We start from the raw sequence: 21,561 nt of genomic DNA, 5'->3' as shown, positions 1-21,561 counted from the left end.
GTTTTTATTCCTTATTGCGGAATATCATTATTTTTGTTTTCAACCGCTGGAGCAACTTGTTGTTGCTGTTGTTGAACTTGTTCAGCAGTTTGAGATAAATCGTCAAACGAACCTTTTTGTACGTTGCCACGGTGGGAGTTAATGTTACCTAACACTAAAGCAATCACAAAAAAGCCAGTTGCTAAGATTGCACTGGTACGAGTTAAAAAGTTACCTGCACCGGCAGAACCAAACATAGTACCTGATGCACCGCCGCCAAATGACGCACCTGCGTTCGCACCTTTACCTTGTTGAACAAGGATAAAGCCTATTAAGGCGATACAAATTAATACATAAACAAATAATAAAATATTGTACATTATTCTTTCTTCTCTAAATTGCGATTTCGCAAGAAAACTGGGAGCAAATATTATATAAAATTCACGCTTTTCGCAAGCGCTTTCCCATTTTTTTTACTTAATTGTATTAAGTTTAATCAATTTTCAGCGTTTAAATCTTCCGATTTTTTGACCGCTCTTTTTCGTTTTGTTGCTGGTGTGCTTAAACCTTTTGAAATCTGACTTAAACGACGTAATGCAGTGAAATCAACAAAACGCACTAAATCCGGCAACATTTGATTAAGCGTAAACATAAATTGCTGATAACTCGCCTGTTTTTGACTAATATCCGTTAATTGCGCTTCCCAATGTGCCGTCATATCAGGTTGCGTAGCAATATCCGGCAAAGCTGAAATGAGGATCCGACCCGTTTCTGTGCTGTGAATATTGCGTCCTTTTTTGGTCAAAAAGCCTCGTTTAAACAGTAATTCAATAATGCCTGCACGGGTAGCTTCTGTGCCAAGTCCATCCGTTTCTCGCAGAATTTTTTTCAATTCTTTATCTTGCACAAAACGCGCAATCCCTGTCATCGCTGAAAGCAACGTTGCATCGGTAAATGGTTTCGGCGGTTGCGTTTTTTTGCTCACCACTTCACCTCGTTCGCAATACAGGATCTGCCCTTTCTTCACGATCGGCAATAGCGGCTCTTGATTTTCATCTTCGTCTTCTTTACCAAGCAATTCTTTCCAACCCGCGGTTTGCAAGTTGCGCGCTTGTGCCACAAAAGTACCGCCTGCAATACTTAAGGTAATTTTACTTTTTCGATATTCCGCATCTGGACAGAATTGCAATAAATACTGGCGTGCAATCAATTCATAAATACGTTGTTCATCAATACTTAAATTGATCGAACGTGTGTTAGCTGTTGGAATAATTGCATGGTGTGCTTCCACTTTTTTATCATTCCAACAACGATTACGTTGCTCACTATCCACCACTGATGGCAAGGTTTGATAAGTCTGACAATGCTGTGAAATCGCATTCATCACTTTATGTCGTTCAGCAAAATGCTCTTCCGGCAAATAGCGACAATCAGAACGTGGATAGGTAATCAAACGATGGGTTTCATATAACCGCTGACAGGTATCTAACACGCTTTGTGCTGACATGCCAAACCGTTTTGCCGCATCAATCTGCAATGCTGATAAGGAATAAGGCAAAGGGGCGGTTTCTTTCTCGCGCTTATCCACATATTCGGTCACTTCGGCAGGTTGTTCCGTAATGCGTTTTACTACATTTTCGGCCAACCCTAAAGAGAGTACACGACCATCTTCATCCTGATAGTCCTCACAAGCCTTACTCGGTTGCCAAAGTGCAGAAAAAAGTGCGGTTGGATTTTCAGACGTTTTTTCGTCTTTCACCCATGCCAACACTTCATAGAAATCTTTTGGTTGGAAATGTTCAATTTCCAAATCACGGCGAACAATCAAACCTAATACAGGAGTTTGTACTCGCCCAACGGAAAGCACGCCATCATAACCGGCTTGGCGACCCCGAATGGTATAAGCACGAGTCATATTAATGCCATAAAGCCAGTCCGCACGTGCACGCGCCAGTGCAGAGGTGGCCAATGGAATAAAGTGACGATTCGGTTGGAGTTTTTGTACCGCTTTTTCGACCGCACTTGGGTTAAGATCGCTAATCAAACAACGCAAAATACCATCACGTTTTTCCGCTGATAAATTGGCATAACTGAACACTTCATCAACCAGCAACTGCCCTTCTCTATCTGGATCGCCTGCGTTAACTAAAACATCGGCTTGATGAATCAGTTTTTCCACCACAGAAAGTTGTTTTTTGACTTCTTTTCGCGGTAACAAAATCCATTTTTCAGGAATGATGGGTAAATGTTCTAAACGCCATTGTTTGAATTTCGGATCGTAGGCATCCGGCTCTGCCTGTTCGAGCAAATGCCCCACGCACCAAGTCACAACATCATCATTGCCGCATTTAATAAAACCATCACCTCGTTGATGAGGTTTTGGCAATACATCGGCAATAGCTCGCCCAAGACTGGGTTTCTCGGCAATAAACAGGCGCATAAGATTAGTCGATCTGACGACGACCTAAGAAAGAATGGGTTAAAGTGGTGCCATCCACGGTCTCTAATTCCCCACCAACAGGGATCCCATGAGCAATACGGCTCACTTTAATATTATGTTGATGGCAAATTTCAGCAATATAATTAGCAGTGGCATCGCCTTCCACCGTTGGATTGGTCGCTAAAATCACTTCGTGGAAAGATTCTTCAACCAGACGTTTTTGCAATAAATCTAAACCAATTTCTTTTGGACCAATACCATCTAAAGGCGATAAGTGCCCCATTAAGACAAAATAACGCCCAGAAAATTGGCCTGTTTGCTCAATGGCCTGAATGTCTGCCGGCATTTCCACCACGCACAGCAAACCTGAATTTTGACGACGAGGATTATTACAAATATTGCATGTATCCTCTTCGGTAAAATCGCGACACTGTGAACAATACCCAATTTTAGACATCGCTTCCGTTAATGCTCGCGCTAAGTTCATCCCACCGCTACGATTACGCTGTAAAAGATGATAAGCCATACGCTGTGCTGATTTCGGACCAACACCTGGCAAGCAACGAAGGTTTTCAATAAGATGTTCTAAAAGTGGACTGCTTTGCATAGTATTTATGATGGGAGAAAATGGATGGTGTGTGAATCGATAAACTCACACACCCGATGAATTAAAATGGAAGTTTCATTCCTGGCGGTAATGGCATGCCTGCAGTTACAGAAGCCATTTTTTCTTTTTGCAATTCTTCTGCACGACGGACGGCATCGTTGAATGCTGCAGCGATTAAATCTTCCAACATTTCTTTATCATCTTCCATTAAAGAAGGATCGATCTCAATACGACGACAGTTGTGCGCACCATTAATCGTGATTTTTACTAAACCTGCACCGCTTTCGCCTGTTACTTCTAATTGGGCAATTTCTTCCTGCATTTTTTGCATTTTTTCTTGCATTTGTTGGGCTTGTTTCATCAAGCCGCCTAAACCGCCTTTTCCAAACATTGGATTTTCCTTCTTAAATTAACTAAAACGAGCCGCATTTTAGCGAAAAAATTTGCCTTTGGGAACAGAGAAATTTATTATTCCACTCTTCAAAACTTGGTCAAAAACGACCGCACTTTTATTTAGGAATCGCTAATGGAAACTCGTTATTACTTTATATTTACGGCAGCTATTATTTTGTTACAACTGCTGATTTATATTTTTAATAAAACACTGATTTGGTGGCTGAACAAACCACTCTCCCAAAAGGCAAGACGAACTATCACTTTTACCAGTTTTTTGCTTCCTAATGTCTTAGTTATTTGCCATTTTTTAAAGCTTTTTACGGCATTTCGACTTATTGCTTTAGTGCTCGCGCTGCTTCTTTTTTCAGCCTTTGCGAGCATTGCCGTGGGATGTATTCATTTTCTTTTCCGAAAATCTAAATTCATCACCAAAATTGACCGCACTTTGCGCATTGCTTACCCCGTTTTATTTATTGGTATCACAGCCTTAAGTGTGTATAACGCCTATGTTACCCGTGTTATTCATTATGAAATTACGCTAGATAAACCGATTAAACCATTGCGAATTGGCATGGCAAGCGATCTCCATTTAGGCAAATTATTTGGCGGAAAAGAATTGGATAAACTGGCTGATATTATGCAGCAGGAAAAGGTGGATATCATTTTACTGCCTGGCGATATTATGGACGATAACGTCAATGCCTATTTAGCGGAAAAAATGCAACCTCATCTGGCAAAACTCAAGGCTCCAATGGGTGTTTATGCCACACTAGGCAATCACGATTTATTTGGAGACCAAGATCGAATTGATCAAGAAATTCGCAAAGCAGGTATCACCGTGTTAAGAGATGAAACATTAACGTTAAATAATGAATTGGTACTGATTGGACGAAATGACAATCTTGCTCACGATAGACCAAATACTGAGGCGTTATTAAAACAAGTGAATACTGACTTACCAATTATTCTATTGGATCACCGTCCAACAGATATCGAAAAACATGCTTCACTCCCGCTTGATATTCAAGTGTCAGGGCATGCACATAAAGGGCAAGTATTCCCGGCGAGTTTAATCACGAAAATGATGTATCGTCTGGATTATGGCCATGAAAAGATTGGCAATCCACATGTTTTTGTCACTTCAGGTTACGGCTTCTGGGGCATTCCAATGCGCTTAGGATCGCAGTCGGAAGTGATCATTATCGATGTAAAAGGAAAATAAAAAAGAGCGGTCAAAAATGACCGCTCTTTTATTATCAATGAAATCTTAAGAGCACACTACTTTCACCGCTAAGCCACCTTTCGATGTTTCACGGTATTTAGCATTCATGTCTTTACCTGTTTCATACATGGTTTCGATCACCTTATCTAAGGTTACGCGAGGATTTGTGGTTCGGCGTAATGCCATACGGCTAGCGTTAATCGCTTTTACTGAAGCAATGGCATTACGTTCGATACAAGGTACTTGCACTTGACCACCAACAGGGTCGCAAGTTAAGCCCAGATTATGTTCCATCGCAATTTCAGCAGCAATGCACACTTGTACTGGCGTACCGCCTAGGATTTCAGTTAAACCCGCTGCAGCCATTGAGCATGCTACACCCACTTCACCTTGGCAACCAACTTCAGCACCAGAAATAGAGGCGTTCATCTTATAAAGCGAACCAATCATACTCGCTGTTAATAAATAACGCTCAATCACATCTTGTGTTAAAGGGCCTACGAATTTTTCGTAATAAGAAAGCACAGCCGGCACAATACCACAAGCACCATTTGTTGGTGCGGTCACAACTCGTCCACCTGCCGCATTTTCTTCGTTTACGGCAAGGGCAAACATATTCACCCAGTCGATTACATGCATTGGATCATTTGCAAGACGATTACTATTGGCTTGCAAGAGACGATAAAGTGACGGTGCACGACGTACCACTTTTAATGGGCCAGGTAACACGCCTTCTGTATTGACACCATGCTCAATACAAGCCTTCATAGTTTTCCAAACATTATGTAAATGCGCTTCAACTGATTTTTTATCGCGTAATGCTAACTCATTTCTCATCATCACCGTAGAAAGCATTAAGCCATTTTCCTGACAATGTTTCAAAATATCTTCAGCATATTGATAAGGATACGGCACAGTCACCGGATTTTCTTCCTCTTGACCAAAATGCGCTTCATCTACAATAAATCCACCACCAATAGAATAATAAGTTTGGCGGTAAAGCACGTTACGATCAGCATCTAATGCAGTAATGGTCATACCGTTTTCATGCAATGATAAAAAGGAATTATGGAATACCATATTGGCATCCCAATCGAAATTAACCATTTTTTTACCCTGTGCAATCGACAGTTTTTTAGTTTGTTTAACCTGTTCGATAAAGGTTGGGATTAGATCAATATCCACATCATGCGGTAAATAACCGGCTAATCCCATAATGATCGCAATATCGGTATTATGGCCATGTCCTGTCATAGAAAGGGAGCCATATACATCCACATGCAAGGTCGCGACCGAATCAAATTTACCTTGTTCGATTAAATCGTCAATAAACTGCTTGCCTGCTTTCATGGGGCCGACAGTGTGGGAGCTGGATGGCCCAACCCCCACTTTAAACATATCAAATACACTAATCATATTATTTCAATCCTAAGCTAAACTAAAAAGTCGCTTATAATAATCCATATACGACCGCAGAGATAGCAATTAATCCCATTACTGTTACAAATACATTACTAAAACGACCTTGATAGCGTTTCATTGCTGGAACATTGCGAATTGCATACATAGGCATAATAAAAAGGATCATCGCAATAATTGGGCCGCCAAGGGATTCAATCAAACCTAAAATACTTGGGTTAATGATCGCCACACCCCATAAAGTCAATAAGAAGAAAACTGCAGTACCGTAATTTAATTTTTTACGATTCACACTTTCGCCTTTCATTTTGAGGTATAAACCTTCTAAACCTTCACGCGCGCCTAAATAATGGCCAAAGAATGAGCTTGTAATCGCGAAGAAAGCCACTAATGGTGCGAAATAAGAAATGTATGGGTTATCAAATTTGTTAGCAAGATAAGACAAGATACTAATATTTTGTGCTTTTGCTTCTAATAACTCTGCTGGTGTTAAGGTTAATACACAGCTAAATACAAAGAACATCACGAAGAACAGTAATACGGTTGAAGTTCCTTTTTCTGTACGGCCGATGTGATATTCCGTTGTATTAAAATCTTTATATTCACGTTGTTGAGAAAGCGTGAAAGAGGAAATTGCCGGAGAATGGTTAAAAGAGAAAACCAATACTGGGATGGTTAACCACAATGTCGTGATGAAGCCACCAGCAGTAGGAAGCTCATAAAGCATTGAAGCATTCCATTGCGGAATAAGATAAATTGATAACGCAAAGAGAATCAATACCAATGGATAAACCAGTAATTCGGTGATTTTTAACATTACTTTTTCACTGAATAACATTACCGAAATCAAGATCGCAATTAATACAAAAGAAAGAATCACACGGTTTGGTGAAGCCATGCCTAATTGGTTGACGATAAAAGAATCAACCGTATTAGTGATCCCGTTTCCATAAATCAATAAAATTGGGAAGATCGCAAAGAAATATAATAAGGTAATTAATTTCCCTGCGGTCGGGCCGAAATGTTCTTCAACTACTTCGGTAATATCACTGCCTGGCTTAGAAGAAGACAAGACGAAATAAGCCAAGCCACGATGTGCAAAATATGTCATCGGTCCGACTAAAATCGCCATCACAACCAAAGGCCAAAAACCGCCCATCCCTGCATTGATTGGTAAAAATAATACCCCTGCGCCCACCGCAGTTCCAAATAAGTTTAATACCCAAGCTGTATCAAATTTATTCCATTTTTTATTAGTTGTAGTGTCCATACATCACCTTCTAAAGTTAAAATTATAAAATCGTTTATTTAATGACTATTCATTCATTAAATTAGTGGCTGCATTATGATGAGATTAGGGATTGATTGCAAAGTGCAAAATAATAAAGTGTGATCTCGCTAACAATTTTATGTAACTTTTTTACATAAATATTTATCTAGATCAAAAAACTGCGGTGAGAAATTTGAGCAAATTTTAAAGAGAGGAAAACAACAGAATAATTCTGAATTCTAAAAAGCAAAAAGCCGCTAAATTACTTTAGCGGCTTCTTAGAATTTGGCTCCTCCTGCGGGACTCGAACCTGCGACATATGGATTAACAGTCCACCGTTCTACCGACTGAACTAAGGAGGAAATGGTGCCTCGAGGCGGAATCGAACCACCGACACGGGGATTTTCAATCCCCTGCTCTACCGACTGAGCTATCGAGGCGTTATCGTTATTGGCTACTGCCTGACAACGGAGCGTATTAAACTATTTTTTCGGGTATCGGTCAACAATTAAATTCAAAAAAAGTGAAAAATTTAGTGTATTTGAATGGTTAATAACCAAAACGTCTATAAAAAGAACGTATTTTGAAAAACTCAACTAAAAATAACCGCACTTTATAGAAAAAATAATGCCCGAGAGAAAAGTCTTTCGGGCATGGTATTTAATTTCTGAAATTATCGTCTTACACGGAATTTCTTCTGAGCTGCATCCACTTTCAACAAGTAGTTTCTTGCTTGTGACGATGGATGTGCTGTAGTTAAGATGCGATATACTTGTTCAGGATACATCTGATTGATCTTATAGATCGCCTCATCTTTATCCTCATCGAATACACGTAATACTGCACCTGCACCACTGTTGTAGGCAGAAATCATTGCAAAACGTTTAGAGGTAGGGTTTGTAATACCATCTAAATATTGATTTTGCAGAATCCATAAGTAAGAAACCCCCGCATCAATGTTATTTGCAGGATCATAAAGGTAACGCGCAGATGGTTGTCCACCTTTACCTTTCATCGCAAATACATCACGACCTGCTGTGCTTGGTACCACTTGCATTAAGCCGATTGCATTCGCATAACTTATCGCATACGGGTTGAAGCTAGATTCTGTTTGCATAATACCTAAAATCAAGCTCTCATCAATGCCATAGCGCTCTGCGGCTTTACGGACTAATGGAATATATTTTTGTGCACGCACTTCAACGTGGTTTGCAATCATTGAGATCACCACAAATTGCACGGTGTTACCATTTTGTAAACGGCGAGTTTGTAATTTATTTTGGATTAAATAAGTCGCAAAGTTACTTGCAATCACTTGGTTAGCAATTTGCTGACCATTATTATCCACAACCTGACCTAATAAGAAAGGACGCGTACTAATCGGTACATCACCAGAAGCGAATAAGTCGATACCTTTCGCATCTGAGCCCATCAATAAAGTATGAACAATCGCGTTGTGTAAGCGATTAAGATCTTGTTGAGTTTCAACAATAATCGTACCTTCATCAAAGCTTACGTGGCTACGCGTATAGAAAGAGTCTGTGTATTTTACGTAGTCTTTACGGCTCGCGACTAAGAGCTCATTTACCCCCCAAATACGATCGATATTATGGGAGAATTGCCCCGTTAAAATATCTAACCCTTGTGTGTCTTTCGAAAACACTTCGTCATAATTAATGCCACGTCGATGGGTTGGCGAGTCGCTACACGCATATAAAAGCGGAAGTAGCGCCAATAATAAATACTTTTTCATAATCTTTTGTTATTTAGATGGGGGAACGTAACCTTCAATATGCACATCTTTGCCTTCAAATAAGAAATTCACCATTTCTTCTTCTAATAATTTACGATGTTCGGCATTCATCATATTAAGTTTTTTCTCGTTCACTAACATGGTTTGTTTTTTGATCCATTCTCCCCATGCTTGTTTACTAATTGAATTAAAAATACGTTTACCTAATTCACCGGGATACAGTTGAAAATCCAACCCTTCCGCATCTTGTTTCAAATATTCGCAAAAAACGGTTCTAGCCATAATAATTCCTTACAAATTGCGTTAATAAATTTTTCACAGGCTGAGCTAACCCGATCTGTTCAGGTGACGTTGGATCATACCAATATTTGACCGCACTTAATAGACCAGATTGAGATTCTTTTCCTTTTTCTGACAATTTTTTCCAATCTGAACGATCGCCCTCTTCAGATTTTCGATCAACTTCAACATAAATAGGATAAATGTCTAAGTTAAAATGGCTAAATGTATGACGAAAAGTTACCCATTCTTGATACTCGGCAATCCCTAGTTCTTTCAGATAACTCAGCAATGTTTGTTTATCATCAAACTGAGGAAAACAATACAACCCGCCCCATAAGCCTTTGCTTTCACGCTGTTCCAACCAGACTTTTCCTTGATAAGATAAAATCAAAAAATAACTCTGCTTTTCTGGCAACGATTTTTTGGGTTTCTTTCCAGGAAATTCCGTCCACTTTTCAAGTTTATTGGCTAAACAATCGTTACTTAAAGGACAAAGATCGCATTTAGGTTTTGTGCGAGTACAAATAGCCGAACCGATATCCATCATCGCTTGATTAAATTCTGCGACTCTCGTTGTTGGTGTAACCTGTTCGCTCAACTGCCATAATTGATTTTCAACTTTCTTCTCGCCAGGCCAACCTTCAACAGCAAAATAACGAGAAAGCACACGTTTCACATTACCGTCTAAAATCGGATAAGGTTGATTTTGTACAGAAGATAGTATTGCGCCAGCCGTGGATCGGCCCACGCCTGTTAATGCCCAAACTTGCTCAAATTGTGTAGGAAATTCACCTTGATATTCATCTCTAATGGTTTGAGCGGCTTGATGTAAATTTCTTGCACGTGCGTAATAACCTAGTCCCGTCCACAGATGTAACACTTCATCTTGTGATGCATTAGCAAGTGCGGTCACATTGGGAAAGGTTTTAATAAAACGTTCAAAATAAGGAATGACCGTGGAAACTTGAGTCTGTTGTAACATCACTTCAGAAAGCCAAACACCATAAAGGGTTTTATTTTGCTGCCAAGGTAAATTTTTCCGCCCAAACTTTTCATACCATTGTAAAACAGAATGGGCAAAAGGGGCATCAACAGAGGATTGGGCTAACATAACTTTCCTAAAGTGCGGTCAAACTAAGCAAAAATTTTGCGATGATTCTATCACTAAAGCACACCTCTTGATCAATTTGATTTTTTCAGTATAATTCGCAGTCTATTTGGTGCCGGATTATCGGCGATTATTAACTCACGCGGTGTAAGTGGAAAGCATTTATAGCGGCGTGGCTTCAATTTGAGGTTTTCTATGAAACAAGGTATTCATCCAGAATATAAAGAGATCACTGCAACTTGTTCTTGCGGTAACGTGATCAAAACTCGTTCAACTTTAGGCAAAGACATCAACCTTGATGTGTGCGGTAGCTGCCACCCATTCTACACTGGTAAACAACGTGTTGTTGATACTGGTGGTCGTGTTGAACGCTTTAACAGCCGTTTCAAAATCCCAGGTACAAAATAATTTGAATCTGAGTGAAGAGAACCCTGCCTATGCAGGGTTTTTTATTATCTGAAATTCACCATTTTTCAAATTCAATCAATAAAAAAGTGCGGTCAAAATTGACAGCACTTTTTCTATCAGTTCTAAATGCTCAATTAAAATGAATATTTTACTGTTGCATAATACGCACGACCAGGTTCGTTATAAGTATGAGCATTGTAATTTGTACTGCTTGATGAACGATAAATGCGTTTATCAAATAAGTTACTTACGCCAACACGAATACTGATTGTATCTTTCCAATTATAACCCGCACTTAATCCCCAAACTGCATAGCCACCAATATCTTCTGAGCCAGCAAGTTGATTAACGTGTGTATTGTTACCATTTTCCATACGGTTTTCCGGATTTTTACGGGATTTTTGTTTACCGTATTGCGTATAAGTTAACATTGCATCCAAACTATCGGTAATTTTATAATTTAAGCTTGAATTCAAGGTATATTTCGGCACGATAGAAAGCGGGTTACCTGTATCTTTATTTTTGGTTTTATGCATATAAGTGAAGTTATTCACCCAGTTTAATTTATCTTGGATTAGTGGTAATGTCAGATTACCTTCAAAACCTTCAATCACTGCGCGGTTTGCATTACCCCATTTATACACATAGTTACCCAAGTTGGTTAAACCGATAAATTCACCATCAGATACGATTTTATTACGATAATCATTACGGAAATAAGCTACAGAAGCAAGAACTCCGTCTTTATCATATTCAATTCCGATTTCTTTATTCCAGCTGGTTTCTGGTTTAATGTCGCTATTACCTTGGAAATAACAAGTTTTATTATTTGGTACATTCGTTGGACAACCTTGACCTAAAGTAAATAGCAAGTAATTTGGGTTAGTTTGATAAAGGTTCGGTGCTTTATAAGCTCTTGCAATCCCACCTTTAATTCTCCAATCATCGTTGAGGCTTTGTAAGAAGTTTAATCCACCGCTTACATTAGAACCAGAATAACTGTTGTAATCATAACGTAAAGATGGCGTTAGGATAGTAGATTGGGTTGCTGAAATATTATCTTCAATAAATACAGCCCATTCAGTTTGACTACTATGACCTCCTCGTACATTTGAGATGCCGGTTGGTAGGCGTTCTTTCAAATCATAAAGCACCTTCCCTGTTTTTTTATCTCGTCGTCCACCAAGTAACTGTGTCATAGAAGCGTCATCATCTAAACTGCTATGTGCACCTTCAAAACCAACTGTCAGCATATGATCTACGCCCAAGGTAAATGGGATATAGAATTCAGAACTAAAGCGTGTATTTTTAAGAATGGAATCGCTAAAAGCTGATGTACTCGAATAACTGCCCTCTGGACCACCTGCTAAGTATTCTGGTAAACGGCTGTTTTTGGTTTTATCAAAAGTAATATAGGTTTTATTGTCGAAATGATCGAATTTACCTTCATAGGTTAAAGCATAGTTTTGACGATATAAACGAGCAGTTTCAGCTTTGCTTCCTGCCAAGGTTTTAGTTTCAGGATAATTTTTATTATTGTAAAGCCCTGCTGAGCTATTTTGTGTATCACCGTTATAAATATTACCTTGACGGCTAAAACCAGAATCCAAGGTTAATTTATTTTTCTCATTGATATTCCACACTAAACGGCCATTAATATCTTTATTACGTACACCTTCACGACCGGCAATAGCAGGATCGCCATTAATACCGACTTCATCCGCTTGCGTTTTGTTCCAGTTACCATATAAACGGAATTGCAATACGTCTTTAATTAACGCACCGCTTAGATTAAAACCAACACGGTTCGTTGCGCCTTCATCGCTATCTTCTGGTTGGTTGGTGTAATAACTTAAGCTCCCGTGTAAATCATTGGTAACAGGTTTAGTGATAATATTCACCACCCCACCCATTGCACCTGAGCCATAACGTGCAGCTGAAGGACCACGTAATACTTCAATTTTTTCAATCGCTTCAACTGGTACCCAGTTGCTGTCGCCACGAGAGTTACGTTCACCACGTACACCATAACGTTCTGCATTACGAGAGGTGACCGGTTTACCATCCACTAAAATCAATGTATTTTCTGGTCCCATACCACGAATATCAATTTGACGTTTATTTCCGCGTTGTCCTGTAGATGAGTTACCCGTCAAATTCACACCTGGCATGGTACGTAATACTTCAGAAATATCATTTGTCGCTGGGCGTTTTTCTAAATCTTTTGCTGTCACAAGAGAAGAGCCAAGTGATTGTTTTACCTGATCTTCCGCAGTAACTTTAATTTCCTCAAGTTTCTCTTCTGCATAAGAATAGTTTGAAAAAAGCGCGATGGTTAACGCACTTAATGCGAAGAATGATGTTGTTTTTAAATGATTGGATTTATACATTGAAATGCTCTCCTGGCATATGTGGAATAAATAATGTCCGAGAATTCTAGTACAATATAATTTGGGTGTAAATAACAATTCTTATCATTTTTATTGAATTTAAATAAAATACCTAATTTTTTAACCGCACTTTCTTGCAATCCCAATAAATTCTAGTATTATTCACGGCTCGCCAATTTGGCGGATTTATTTCTCATGTCGGGTTCCCTACCCCCGATTAACCAACTAAAAAGGTCTTAAAATGAAAATTAATACTCTGATCTTCAATGATCAACAAAAACGTTTTGCTTTAATTTTATTAAGCTTATTTCATATCTTTATCATCACAGCCAGTAATTATTTCGTTCAAATTCCCTTTGAAATCAATTTAAAATTGACCGCACTTGGCTTTGCTGATGATTTTTCCTTCCACAGCACATGGGGCACACTCACTTTCCCATTCATTTTCTTAGCCACTGATTTAACGGTTCGTGTATTTGGGGCAAAAGAAGCGCGCTGGATCATATTTATTGTGATGATCCCCGCACTTATCGTGAGTTACATTGTTTCTGTTGTTTTTTCTAATGGTCAATATCAAGGCTTGGGTGCATTAAGTGAATTCAATATGTTTGTTTTCCGTATTGCGTTCGCCAGCTTCTGTGCTTATGTTTTCGGTCAATTATTAGATGTGTTAGTATTCAACCGCTTACGTCAATTAAAAACGTGGTGGATTGCCCCGAGCAGCTCAATGACATTTGGTTCCCTTGCCGATACCTTTATGTTCTTTTGTGTCGCGTTTTATAAAAGTAGTGATCCATTTATGGCAGAACATTGGTTTAGCCTTGGATTTGTCGATTATTTATTTAAATTATTTGTCGGCATCGTCTTGTTTGTTCCCGCTTATGGCGTGGTACTCAGCATGATTTTGCGTAAACTTCAATCTCTCGCAAGCTCTCGTCAGTTTGCTTAACTTAAGGAAATAAAATGACCGAAACGCTTTCTCTTAGAGCCAAAATAGAACAAAGCCCAATGGGGGCTTATCAATGGATGATTGTGGTGATGGCTGCCATCATGAATTTACTTGACGGCTTCGATGTATTAGCCCTAGCCTTCACCGCAACAGCCATTCGTGGCGAATTTGGCCTCACGGGAATTGAGTTAGGTTATTTATTAAGTGCCGGCTTGTTTGGTATGACTGCCGGATCACTTTTTCTTGCACCACTTGCGGATAAAATTGGTCGCCGTCCATTGTTATTAATAGCAGTATCACTCTCCGCTATCGGGATGTTAGGTTCGGCGTTTATCTCACAATATCAATGGCTCGGTTTCTGGCGAGTTATTACTGGTCTTGGTGTCGGCGGTATTTTAGTGGGAACAAACGTGATCACCAGTGAATATTCCTCTCGTAAATGGCGTAGCTTTGCGATCAGTGTCTATGCAGCAGGATTTGGTGTCGGTGCGGTATTAGGCGGTATGTTTGCCGTGATGCTACAAGGTGAATATGGCTGGCGTTCCGTGTTTTTAGCGGGTGCTATCTTAACCGGTTTACTTTTAGTCATTTTATTTATTTGGTTACCGGAATCCATTGATTTTCTCACTTCCAAACAACCTAAAAATGCAGAGGTGCGGTTAAATTTAATCGCAAAAAAAATTGGTTTAGCCGGTGATTGGAAACTTCCAGAAAAAATGGAAAAAGTTAAGACTAAATTACCTATTAGCCAATTATTCAGCGAAAAATACTTACACTCCACTCTGTTAATTTGGACGGCTTTCTTTGCGATCATGTTCAGTTTCTATTTTATAAGTTCATGGACGCCAGCCTTATTAAAAGAAGCAGGCATGACGACAGAGCAAAGTGTAAGCGTAGGGATGATGATCTCATTAGGGGGCACTTGCGGCGCCCTAATCTATGGCTTACTGGCTAGCCGTTGGACGGCACGCGGCGTGTTGATTTTATTCACCGTATTATCTTCCGCTGCAATCATTACCTTTATCTTATCCTCGTCCGTTTTATGGATTGCGATGGTATTAGGTATTTTAGTTGGTGCGCTCATGAATGGCTGTATCAGCGGTCTTTATACCTTAAATCCACTTACTTATGATGCCGATATTCGTAGCACCGGTGTGGGTTGGTCAATTGGTATTGGTCGTATTGGTGCAATTCTTGCCCCAACGATTGCCGGTCAATTATTAGATATGGGGTGGGATAAACAGAGTTTATATGTTGGCGTTGGCTTCGTTATGCTGATCTCAACAGTTGCACTCTTTTTCTTAAAAAGCCGCTCAGAAATTAAAGCATAATCTTAAAAAAATATAGCAAAAGGCGTGATAAACACGCCTTTTTTATTGACTTAATAAAGTGCTCATCCCTAGTCTTCAGATCAGAAAGATTCTCAAGTTATTTTATGTAACATTTTCTTCTAAAAATCCTTTGTTATCCATCTTGAATTTCAACGCATTATGGTGTTAAATCAGCACACATTATAAGGTTATAAAAATATAAAAATAAGTTGTAGGAATTTATGTGCCAATTACTCGGAATGAACTGCAATACGCCGACGGATATTGTCTTTTCTTTTGAAGGTTTCCGTCGTCGTGCTGGTCTTACTGATTGCCATTCAGATGGCTTCGGTATTGCTTTTTTTGAAGGTCGTGGAGTGCGTATTTTTCGCGATAACCACGCAGCATCACAATCCCCTATTGCAGACTGTGTAAAACAATACAAAATTAAATCACTCAATGTGATTGCTCACATTCGTAAAGCAACGCAAGGCGGTGTGACCATTGAAAACACCCATCCCTTTATTCGTGAAATTTGGGGACAAAACTGGGTGTTTGCTCACAACGGTAATTTAAAAGAATTACCGGATATGTCTGAGAGTTTCTGTCAGCCGATTGGCTCAACCGATTCAGAAGCGGCATTTTGTTATATGGCGGAATATTTGAAAAATCGCTTCCGTCGTAAACCGTCTGAAATGGAAATTTTTGAAGCCATTCAAGATATTACTAAAGAGCTCTCGCAAAAAGGCACCTTTAACTTCATTCTTTCAAACGGAGAATGGATGATTGCCCACTGCTCAACCAATTTGCATTACTTAACACGTAAAGCCCCTTTTGGTAAAGCGCACCGCATTGATGATGATGGTGTCATCGATTTTAATGATTACGCAAAAGATGGTGACAAAGTCACGATCATTACGACTTTCCCGCTCACCAAAGATGAACCTTGGGTCAAAATGGAACATGGTGGTTTCGTTTTCTTCAAAGAAGGAGACAAAATTGCTGAGGTCGTTGGTGTGGCTAAAGAAATGGAAGATGATGGTACATTAGGCAATCGCGCAGCAGCCTAATAACAAATCACAATAAAAAGTGCGGTCAAAAACATCAGAGATTTTGACCGCACTTTTTTATCTGCAATTAACGCATTGTCACAAATTCTTCAGAACCTGTTGGGTGAATTGCCACCGTATTATCAAAGTCTGCTTTAGTTGCCCCCATTTTGATTGCTACAGCAAAACCTTGAATCATTTCATCTACACCGAAACCAATGCCGTGTAAGCCCACGATTTTCTCTTCTTTGCCGACACACACTAATTTCATCCGGCAAGGTTGACGATGTTCAGTGACAGCGGTGTACATTGCTGTGAAAGAGGATTTATATACTTTCACATTTTCTTCACCATATTGCTCAATCGCTTGCGGTTCAGTTAAACCCACTGTACCAATTGGCGGATGGCTGAACACAACCGTTGGCACAAGATTGTAATCCAAATGCTCATTTGGTTTGTTATTGAATAAACGCTCAGACAAACGACGACCTGCTGCCACGGCAACTGGTGTTAATTCAATACCACCTTCGATAATATCACCCACTGCATAAATGCCAGGTACGTTCGTATTTTGGTATTTATCAACAATAATTTGTCCACGTGAATTTGTTTTCACCCCTGTTACTTCAAGATTAATCACATCCGTTGCCGGTTCGCGACCAATCGCCCAAATTAACGTATCCACTGTGGTTTCACGACCATCTTGTAATTTCAAGGTAAGCGAACCATCGGCATTTTTCACGACTTCTTCAGGCAACGCTTTAGTATGTAATTGGATACCATCTTGTTCTAACACTTCAACTAAGGTTTCGACAATCAATGGATCTTGATTACGCAATGGGGCATGTTGGCGTACAAATAAATGTGTTTCGCTGCCTAAGCTATTTAAAACACCCGCTAATTCAACCGCAATATAACCTGCGCCTACTACTGCAACACGTTTTGGTAATTCATTTAAAGCAAATACACCATTTGAATCAATTCCGTATTCAGCACCTTTTACCGCTGGAATACTTGGACGGCCACCTGTAGCAATTAAGATATGATCTGCAGTCACTAATTCTGTTGAACCATCTGCATAGCTCACTTCAATCGTTTTTGCATCTTTAAAACGCGCAAAACCATTTAGAACGTCCACATTATTTTTCGCTAACACATTATTGTAAGAGGTATGAATACGACCGATGTAAGCTTGACGACTTTCGACCAATTTCGCGTAATCAAACTTTTTCACTTCTACATCAAAACCATAAGCGGGTGCATAGCTATTAATGGCTTCTGCAATTTGTGCGCCATAGAACATCACTTTTTTCGGTACACAGCCTACGTTCACACAAGTGCCACCGAGATGTTTCGCTTCAATAATCGCACATTTTTTACCATAGCTTGCCGCACGGTTAATTGAAGCAATCCCGCCTGAACCACCACCGATAGCAATATAATCATAATGTTTAGTCATTTTCATTATCCTTTTTTACTCATTAAAATTTTTTCCCTATTTTGCGCCAAATTAAAGAAGAAAGCTATAAATTGATGTAATTGGAATTGTCTATGCGAGGAAAAAGTGCGGTTATTTTTCGCATAATTTTCAGCAAAAAAAATGTATTTTCGTTATAATATCTCCCTAATCTAAAGAGGGATAAGCTTGAATTAATATTAAAACATAAGAGATAGAAAAATGCCTAAAAGAACCGATAAAAAGACGATTTGCTGGAATGCTATCGTAAAAAATGAGTCTGCTATCATCGAACGCTGTATGAGTTCTATGGTTGGTCAAATTGATTATTGGGTTGTGGTGGACACTGGTTCAACTGATGGTACCCAACAAATCATCAAAGATTTTATGGCAAAACATAAAATCCCTGGTGAATTATTTGAACGACCTTGGGTTAATTTTTCCCACAACCGTAGCGAAGCATTAGAATTGGCAGAAAACAAAGCCGATTATATTTTCTTATGTGATGCCGATATGACATTAGAAGTGCTCGATCCTGAATGGAAATCGCAATTACAAGGCGATCCTGCGTACTCCGTCATTCAAAAAAATAGCACCTTAAGATATTCCAATATTCGTCTAGTGAATGGTCGATTAACCGGCCGTCAGCGTTACCGTTATTGGGGAGCAACTCATGAATACTGTGATTCCATTGAAGGAAGTAACAATCCTACTTTATTAACCGGTATTGAACTTCCAGATTTTACTGATGGTGGTTCAAAAGGCGATAAATACGAACGTGATGCTAAACTGTTAATGGCCGAAATCAAAAAATTAAAAGCCCTCGAAAAAGCAAGTGATGCAAAAAAACAAAAAGCGATGGAAGAAGGTCTATGGGATCGTAAAGAAGAATTAATCCGACGTTGTACATTCTATTTAGCACAAACATGGCGAGACTCTGATCAACCTAAAAAAGCATTAGATACCTACAAAAAACGTATTGCTCTTGGTGGCTGGGTTGAAGAAGTTTACTATTCACTACTACAAGTTGCAAAACTAAAAGAACAATTAAATTATCCATTAGATGAAGTACAACAGGCGTTTCTTGCTGCTTATGAGTATCGACCGCAGCGTGCTGAAAGTTTATATTTCTTAGCGCGCTATTTACGCCTTAATAATCGTATAAAATTGGCCTATATATATGCAATGGCAGCTATAAGTATTCCGCTTAGTACTGATAAACTGTTTGTGAACTACCCTATTTACGAATGGAAAGCTAAAGATGAGTTGGCAGTAAGCGCCTATTGGGTTAAAAATTATCGTATCTGTTATGCGCTCTGTGTTGAATTATTAGAAAATCCAACAATTCCAGAACAAGATAAACAACGTATTCAAAAAAATCTAGCATTTGCAAAAGAACATCTCTAGAAAACATCATATAAAATATTGTTAATTAGAAAAATTCACGCACATATAATGTTATATGTGCGTGAATTTTTCTATTTATATATGTCTATTTTTAAATATAAAAAACCCAGCCGAAGCTGGGTTTTTATCTATCTTAATGGAAAGCTAAATTACCATTGGTAACCTACACCCACAGAGCCACCTACGTCGCCTTGGGTATTGGCGTTACCTTGAAGTTTAAAGATAACTTTACCATTGTCGCTTGAGCGTGAGTAACCTACTGCTACAGCGCTTTCACCTTTGAAAGTACCTGCAGAAGCGGCAACCATTGATTTACCTGGAATATAAACTTGTGGTAAACCTGCTGCTGCGTTAGCACCTGCGATACCGCCGCGAGCTTCTTTGCCCACTTTATTGATACGTTTATGTACATCACCAATTGATTGTTTCAATTGAGATACGTTAACCGCATCAGTATCTTTAGTACCCGCTTTCACGTTGTGAATTTGGTTACCACCCATATCAATGTTACCACCTTTGTTAACTGTTAAGTCATTTGTGGTTACGCTGTTGTGATCTACATCTTGAGTTGTTGAAACAAGGATGTCGCCACCATTTTGCTCAATCGCGATGTTTTTACCTGCAGTATAAGTAATTGTCTTACCAGCAGTAATTTTCGTTGTTGAGCTTCCGCCTTTCTTAGCAACTTGGTTACCACCATCTTTAGTTGCAACATTAAAGTTGGTTGCACCGCTTGCAACTAACTTACCTTGATTGTTCACAGTAATTGTATCGTTATCTACGTCAACAGTGACTTTGTAGTTAGTTGTACCATTTGCATTAACGGTTGGTGTAACAGTGATACCTTTGTTTGGATCAGTGCTTACGCTTGCTTGCGTATTGTTTGCGCTGATGGTGTAAACACCTTTATCATCTTTATTAACCACTACATTATCGCCTTGTTTAATATCAGTTACATTCGCAACTAATTTATTATTATTGTCGATATGTAAACCGTCACCTGCATTCACATCGTAACTAACTTTGGTTAAACCATTTGCATCAACGGTAACATTAGAGCTTGTCGCATTACCATTCACGAAGTTCACTTGGCTACCCGCAGTGACATTGTGTTTTACTGCGCCTGCATTATCACCTACTTTCCAGTAAGCAGCATTGATTGCATTAGCTACATCAATTGCAGTCACTAAACCGTTATTACCTGCGGTATTAGCATCTGGAACTGTAATCTTACCAGTGTTAGTTGCAGGAGATAACGTTGTAGTGTTTACATTAACTGTGTAATCAGTACCACCGGTGGTCGCATTAAGTGATGTAGTAACATTAGTTTGGTTACCTGGTTTCACAACAGTTTTAGTTGCATTCAATTGGCTCAAGTTCACAGCATCAGTTGGATTAGTACCGTTAGCTACGTTATGAACTTGGTTACCACCCATATCAACATTACCGTTAGGGTTAACAGTAAAGTTTGTTGTAGTGGTATTAGCTGCAGTTACATTGTTGTGATTTACATCGTTAGTACTTGAGATAACGAAGGTTGGGTTACCTTTATCATCAACATCTTGTTTAACTGCTACATTTTTACCAGAAGTAATGGTTACAGTTGAACCCGGTTTCACTTGAGCAACTTTTCCACCATTGGTATCTTCTACAACGTTATCAACATGGTTGCCAGTAGTAATATTGAATGAAGCATTGTTGATTGCATTCACAACAGTGGTTGCGTTAACTAAGCTATCGCCATTACCGTTAGGATCAACACTTACAGTACCATTGTTGTTTACTGTCGTTGTAATACCAGTTGTATTAGCTGACACAACGAAACGATCACGACCATCTTTACTTGCGTTAGGTTTCACGTCAACTTTAGTTGTATTCTCGTTACCAGAAACTACATCAACATGTTTGTCTGGACCAGCTGGACCAGTATCACCTTTTTCACCTTTTTTACCATCTTTAACGATAGTTGTAGTAATTGAGCCAGTACCTAAATCAGTAATGGTGATTGTATGAGTACCGTCTTTGTTATCTACAACCTCACCAGTGATGCTATCACCTTTCTCACCTTTGTCGCCAGTTGCGCCTGTAGCACCTGTAGCACCTGTGTCACCTTTAG

General features: G+C 39.2%; 18 protein-coding genes and 2 tRNA genes. 6 read left to right on the top strand and 14 right to left on the bottom strand.

The genetic code is table 11. The features are described from left to right. Positions 1-11: 11 nt before the first annotated feature. From secG to HMPREF2750_RS05520, 4 genes are all read right to left on the bottom strand, one after another. A complete protein-coding gene (gene secG / locus HMPREF2750_RS05535; RefSeq protein WP_070582988.1) occupies positions 12-359 on the bottom strand; it encodes a preprotein translocase subunit SecG in 348 nt (115 codons plus the stop codon). Between the two features lie 116 nt (positions 360-475). Next, entirely contained in the window at positions 476-2,419 is a 1,944-nt protein-coding gene (locus HMPREF2750_RS05530; RefSeq protein ID WP_070582987.1) for a DNA topoisomerase III, read from the bottom strand. Between the two features lie 4 nt (positions 2,420-2,423). Then, complete coding sequence (gene recR / locus HMPREF2750_RS05525; RefSeq protein WP_070582986.1) at positions 2,424-3,026, bottom strand: recombination mediator RecR; 603 nt, start codon at positions 3,024-3,026, stop codon at positions 2,424-2,426. Between the two features lie 61 nt (positions 3,027-3,087). Then, a complete protein-coding gene (locus tag HMPREF2750_RS05520; RefSeq protein WP_005696839.1) occupies positions 3,088-3,417 on the bottom strand; it encodes a YbaB/EbfC family nucleoid-associated protein in 330 nt (109 codons plus the stop codon). A 135-nt stretch (positions 3,418-3,552) separates the two neighbouring features. On the opposite strand from HMPREF2750_RS05520, the gene HMPREF2750_RS05515 reads away from it, so the two are divergent. Continuing rightward, complete coding sequence (locus HMPREF2750_RS05515; protein WP_070582985.1) at positions 3,553-4,644, top strand: metallophosphoesterase; 1,092 nt, start codon at positions 3,553-3,555, stop codon at positions 4,642-4,644. A gap of 45 nt (positions 4,645-4,689) precedes the next feature. Here HMPREF2750_RS05515 and HMPREF2750_RS05510 read toward each other — a convergent pair whose 3' ends face one another. The 7 genes from HMPREF2750_RS05510 to mutY form a co-directional block, all read right to left on the bottom strand. Further along, positions 4,690-6,060: an L-serine ammonia-lyase gene (locus tag HMPREF2750_RS05510; RefSeq protein ID WP_070582984.1), complete on the bottom strand. Its 1,371-nt coding sequence runs from the start codon at positions 6,058-6,060 to the stop codon at positions 4,690-4,692. Positions 6,061-6,094: 34 nt separating this feature from the next. After that, a complete protein-coding gene (locus HMPREF2750_RS05505) occupies positions 6,095-7,333 on the bottom strand; it encodes an HAAAP family serine/threonine permease (protein ID WP_070582983.1) in 1,239 nt (412 codons plus the stop codon). A 286-nt stretch (positions 7,334-7,619) separates the two neighbouring features. Then, positions 7,620-7,695, bottom strand: a tRNA-Asn gene (locus HMPREF2750_RS05500). Positions 7,696-7,697: 2 nt separating this feature from the next. Next, a tRNA-Phe gene (locus tag HMPREF2750_RS05495) sits at positions 7,698-7,773 on the bottom strand. A gap of 233 nt (positions 7,774-8,006) precedes the next feature. Continuing rightward, complete coding sequence (gene mltC / locus HMPREF2750_RS05490; protein WP_005696844.1) at positions 8,007-9,086, bottom strand: membrane-bound lytic murein transglycosylase MltC; 1,080 nt, start codon at positions 9,084-9,086, stop codon at positions 8,007-8,009. A 9-nt stretch (positions 9,087-9,095) separates the two neighbouring features. Next, positions 9,096-9,368 carry an oxidative damage protection protein gene (locus HMPREF2750_RS05485; protein ID WP_049365232.1) on the bottom strand — a complete coding sequence of 91 codons (273 nt, stop codon included), beginning with the start codon at positions 9,366-9,368 and terminating at the stop codon, positions 9,096-9,098. After that, a complete protein-coding gene (gene mutY, locus HMPREF2750_RS05480) occupies positions 9,361-10,479 on the bottom strand; it encodes an A/G-specific adenine glycosylase (protein WP_070582982.1) in 1,119 nt (372 codons plus the stop codon). The genes HMPREF2750_RS05485 and mutY overlap by 8 nt, the downstream gene beginning before the upstream one ends. Positions 10,480-10,671: 192 nt before the next feature. On the opposite strand from mutY, the gene rpmE reads away from it, so the two are divergent. Then, positions 10,672-10,884: a 50S ribosomal protein L31 gene (gene rpmE / locus HMPREF2750_RS05475; protein WP_005696847.1), complete on the top strand. Its 213-nt coding sequence runs from the start codon at positions 10,672-10,674 to the stop codon at positions 10,882-10,884. Positions 10,885-11,018: 134 nt separating this feature from the next. On the opposite strand, the gene HMPREF2750_RS05470 is transcribed toward rpmE, so the two are convergent. Beyond that, entirely contained in the window at positions 11,019-13,274 is a 2,256-nt protein-coding gene (locus HMPREF2750_RS05470; protein ID WP_070582981.1) for a FepA family TonB-dependent siderophore receptor, read from the bottom strand. 241 nt (positions 13,275-13,515) lie between these two features. Here HMPREF2750_RS05470 and HMPREF2750_RS05465 point away from each other — a divergent pair, with 241 nt between their 5' ends. From HMPREF2750_RS05465 to HMPREF2750_RS05455, 3 genes are all read left to right on the top strand, one after another. Next, the gene (locus tag HMPREF2750_RS05465) at positions 13,516-14,223 is read left to right on the top strand and encodes a 7-cyano-7-deazaguanine/7-aminomethyl-7-deazaguanine transporter (RefSeq protein WP_070582980.1); all 708 of its coding nucleotides are present in this window, start codon (positions 13,516-13,518) and stop codon (positions 14,221-14,223) included. A gap of 14 nt (positions 14,224-14,237) precedes the next feature. After that, positions 14,238-15,554, top strand: a complete 1,317-nt coding sequence (locus HMPREF2750_RS05460; protein ID WP_070582979.1) for an MFS transporter — start codon at positions 14,238-14,240, stop codon at positions 15,552-15,554. 221 nt (positions 15,555-15,775) lie between these two features. Further along, a complete protein-coding gene (locus tag HMPREF2750_RS05455) occupies positions 15,776-16,603 on the top strand; it encodes a class II glutamine amidotransferase (protein ID WP_070582978.1) in 828 nt (275 codons plus the stop codon). A 67-nt stretch (positions 16,604-16,670) separates the two neighbouring features. Here HMPREF2750_RS05455 and gorA read toward each other — a convergent pair whose 3' ends face one another. Further along, on the bottom strand, positions 16,671-18,041 hold the full coding sequence (gene gorA, locus HMPREF2750_RS05450) for a glutathione-disulfide reductase (protein ID WP_070582977.1): 1,371 nt from the start codon (positions 18,039-18,041) through the stop codon (positions 16,671-16,673). Positions 18,042-18,260: 219 nt separating this feature from the next. Here gorA and HMPREF2750_RS05445 point away from each other — a divergent pair, with 219 nt between their 5' ends. Further along, the gene (locus HMPREF2750_RS05445) at positions 18,261-19,445 is read left to right on the top strand and encodes a glycosyltransferase (RefSeq protein WP_070582976.1); all 1,185 of its coding nucleotides are present in this window, start codon (positions 18,261-18,263) and stop codon (positions 19,443-19,445) included. Positions 19,446-19,594: 149 nt separating this feature from the next. Here the strand turns inward: HMPREF2750_RS05445 and HMPREF2750_RS05440 are convergent. Continuing rightward, the coding region (locus tag HMPREF2750_RS05440) for a YadA family autotransporter adhesin (protein ID WP_186821575.1) at positions 19,595-21,561 on the bottom strand (1,967 nt) is incomplete at its 5' end.

It is taken from the genome of Haemophilus sp. HMSC066D02 (genome assembly GCF_001810545.1).
In the GTDB taxonomy this organism is placed as follows: Bacteria; Pseudomonadota; Gammaproteobacteria; order Enterobacterales; family Pasteurellaceae; genus Haemophilus_D.
This window is presented reverse-complemented; position numbering and strand designations above follow the sequence as displayed.

Coding starts and splice junctions, on each gene's coding strand:
- secG (WP_070582988.1), bottom strand. CDS start 359: ATGTACAATATTTTATTATTTGTTTATGTATTAATTTGTATCGCCTTA.
- HMPREF2750_RS05530 (WP_070582987.1), bottom strand. CDS start 2,419: ATGCGCCTGTTTATTGCCGAGAAACCCAGTCTTGGGCGAGCTATTGCC.
- recR (WP_070582986.1), bottom strand. CDS start 3,026: ATGCAAAGCAGTCCACTTTTAGAACATCTTATTGAAAACCTTCGTTGC.
- HMPREF2750_RS05520 (WP_005696839.1), bottom strand. CDS start 3,417: ATGTTTGGAAAAGGCGGTTTAGGCGGCTTGATGAAACAAGCCCAACAA.
- HMPREF2750_RS05515 (WP_070582985.1), top strand. CDS start 3,553: ATGGAAACTCGTTATTACTTTATATTTACGGCAGCTATTATTTTGTTA.
- HMPREF2750_RS05510 (WP_070582984.1), bottom strand. CDS start 6,060: ATGATTAGTGTATTTGATATGTTTAAAGTGGGGGTTGGGCCATCCAGC.
- HMPREF2750_RS05505 (WP_070582983.1), bottom strand. CDS start 7,333: ATGGACACTACAACTAATAAAAAATGGAATAAATTTGATACAGCTTGG.
- mltC (WP_005696844.1), bottom strand. CDS start 9,086: ATGAAAAAGTATTTATTATTGGCGCTACTTCCGCTTTTATATGCGTGT.
- HMPREF2750_RS05485 (WP_049365232.1), bottom strand. CDS start 9,368: ATGGCTAGAACCGTTTTTTGCGAATATTTGAAACAAGATGCGGAAGGG.
- mutY (WP_070582982.1), bottom strand. CDS start 10,479: ATGTTAGCCCAATCCTCTGTTGATGCCCCTTTTGCCCATTCTGTTTTA.
- rpmE (WP_005696847.1), top strand. CDS start 10,672: ATGAAACAAGGTATTCATCCAGAATATAAAGAGATCACTGCAACTTGT.
- HMPREF2750_RS05470 (WP_070582981.1), bottom strand. CDS start 13,274: ATGTATAAATCCAATCATTTAAAAACAACATCATTCTTCGCATTAAGT.
- HMPREF2750_RS05465 (WP_070582980.1), top strand. CDS start 13,516: ATGAAAATTAATACTCTGATCTTCAATGATCAACAAAAACGTTTTGCT.
- HMPREF2750_RS05460 (WP_070582979.1), top strand. CDS start 14,238: ATGACCGAAACGCTTTCTCTTAGAGCCAAAATAGAACAAAGCCCAATG.
- HMPREF2750_RS05455 (WP_070582978.1), top strand. CDS start 15,776: ATGTGCCAATTACTCGGAATGAACTGCAATACGCCGACGGATATTGTC.
- gorA (WP_070582977.1), bottom strand. CDS start 18,041: ATGACTAAACATTATGATTATATTGCTATCGGTGGTGGTTCAGGCGGG.
- HMPREF2750_RS05445 (WP_070582976.1), top strand. CDS start 18,261: ATGCCTAAAAGAACCGATAAAAAGACGATTTGCTGGAATGCTATCGTA.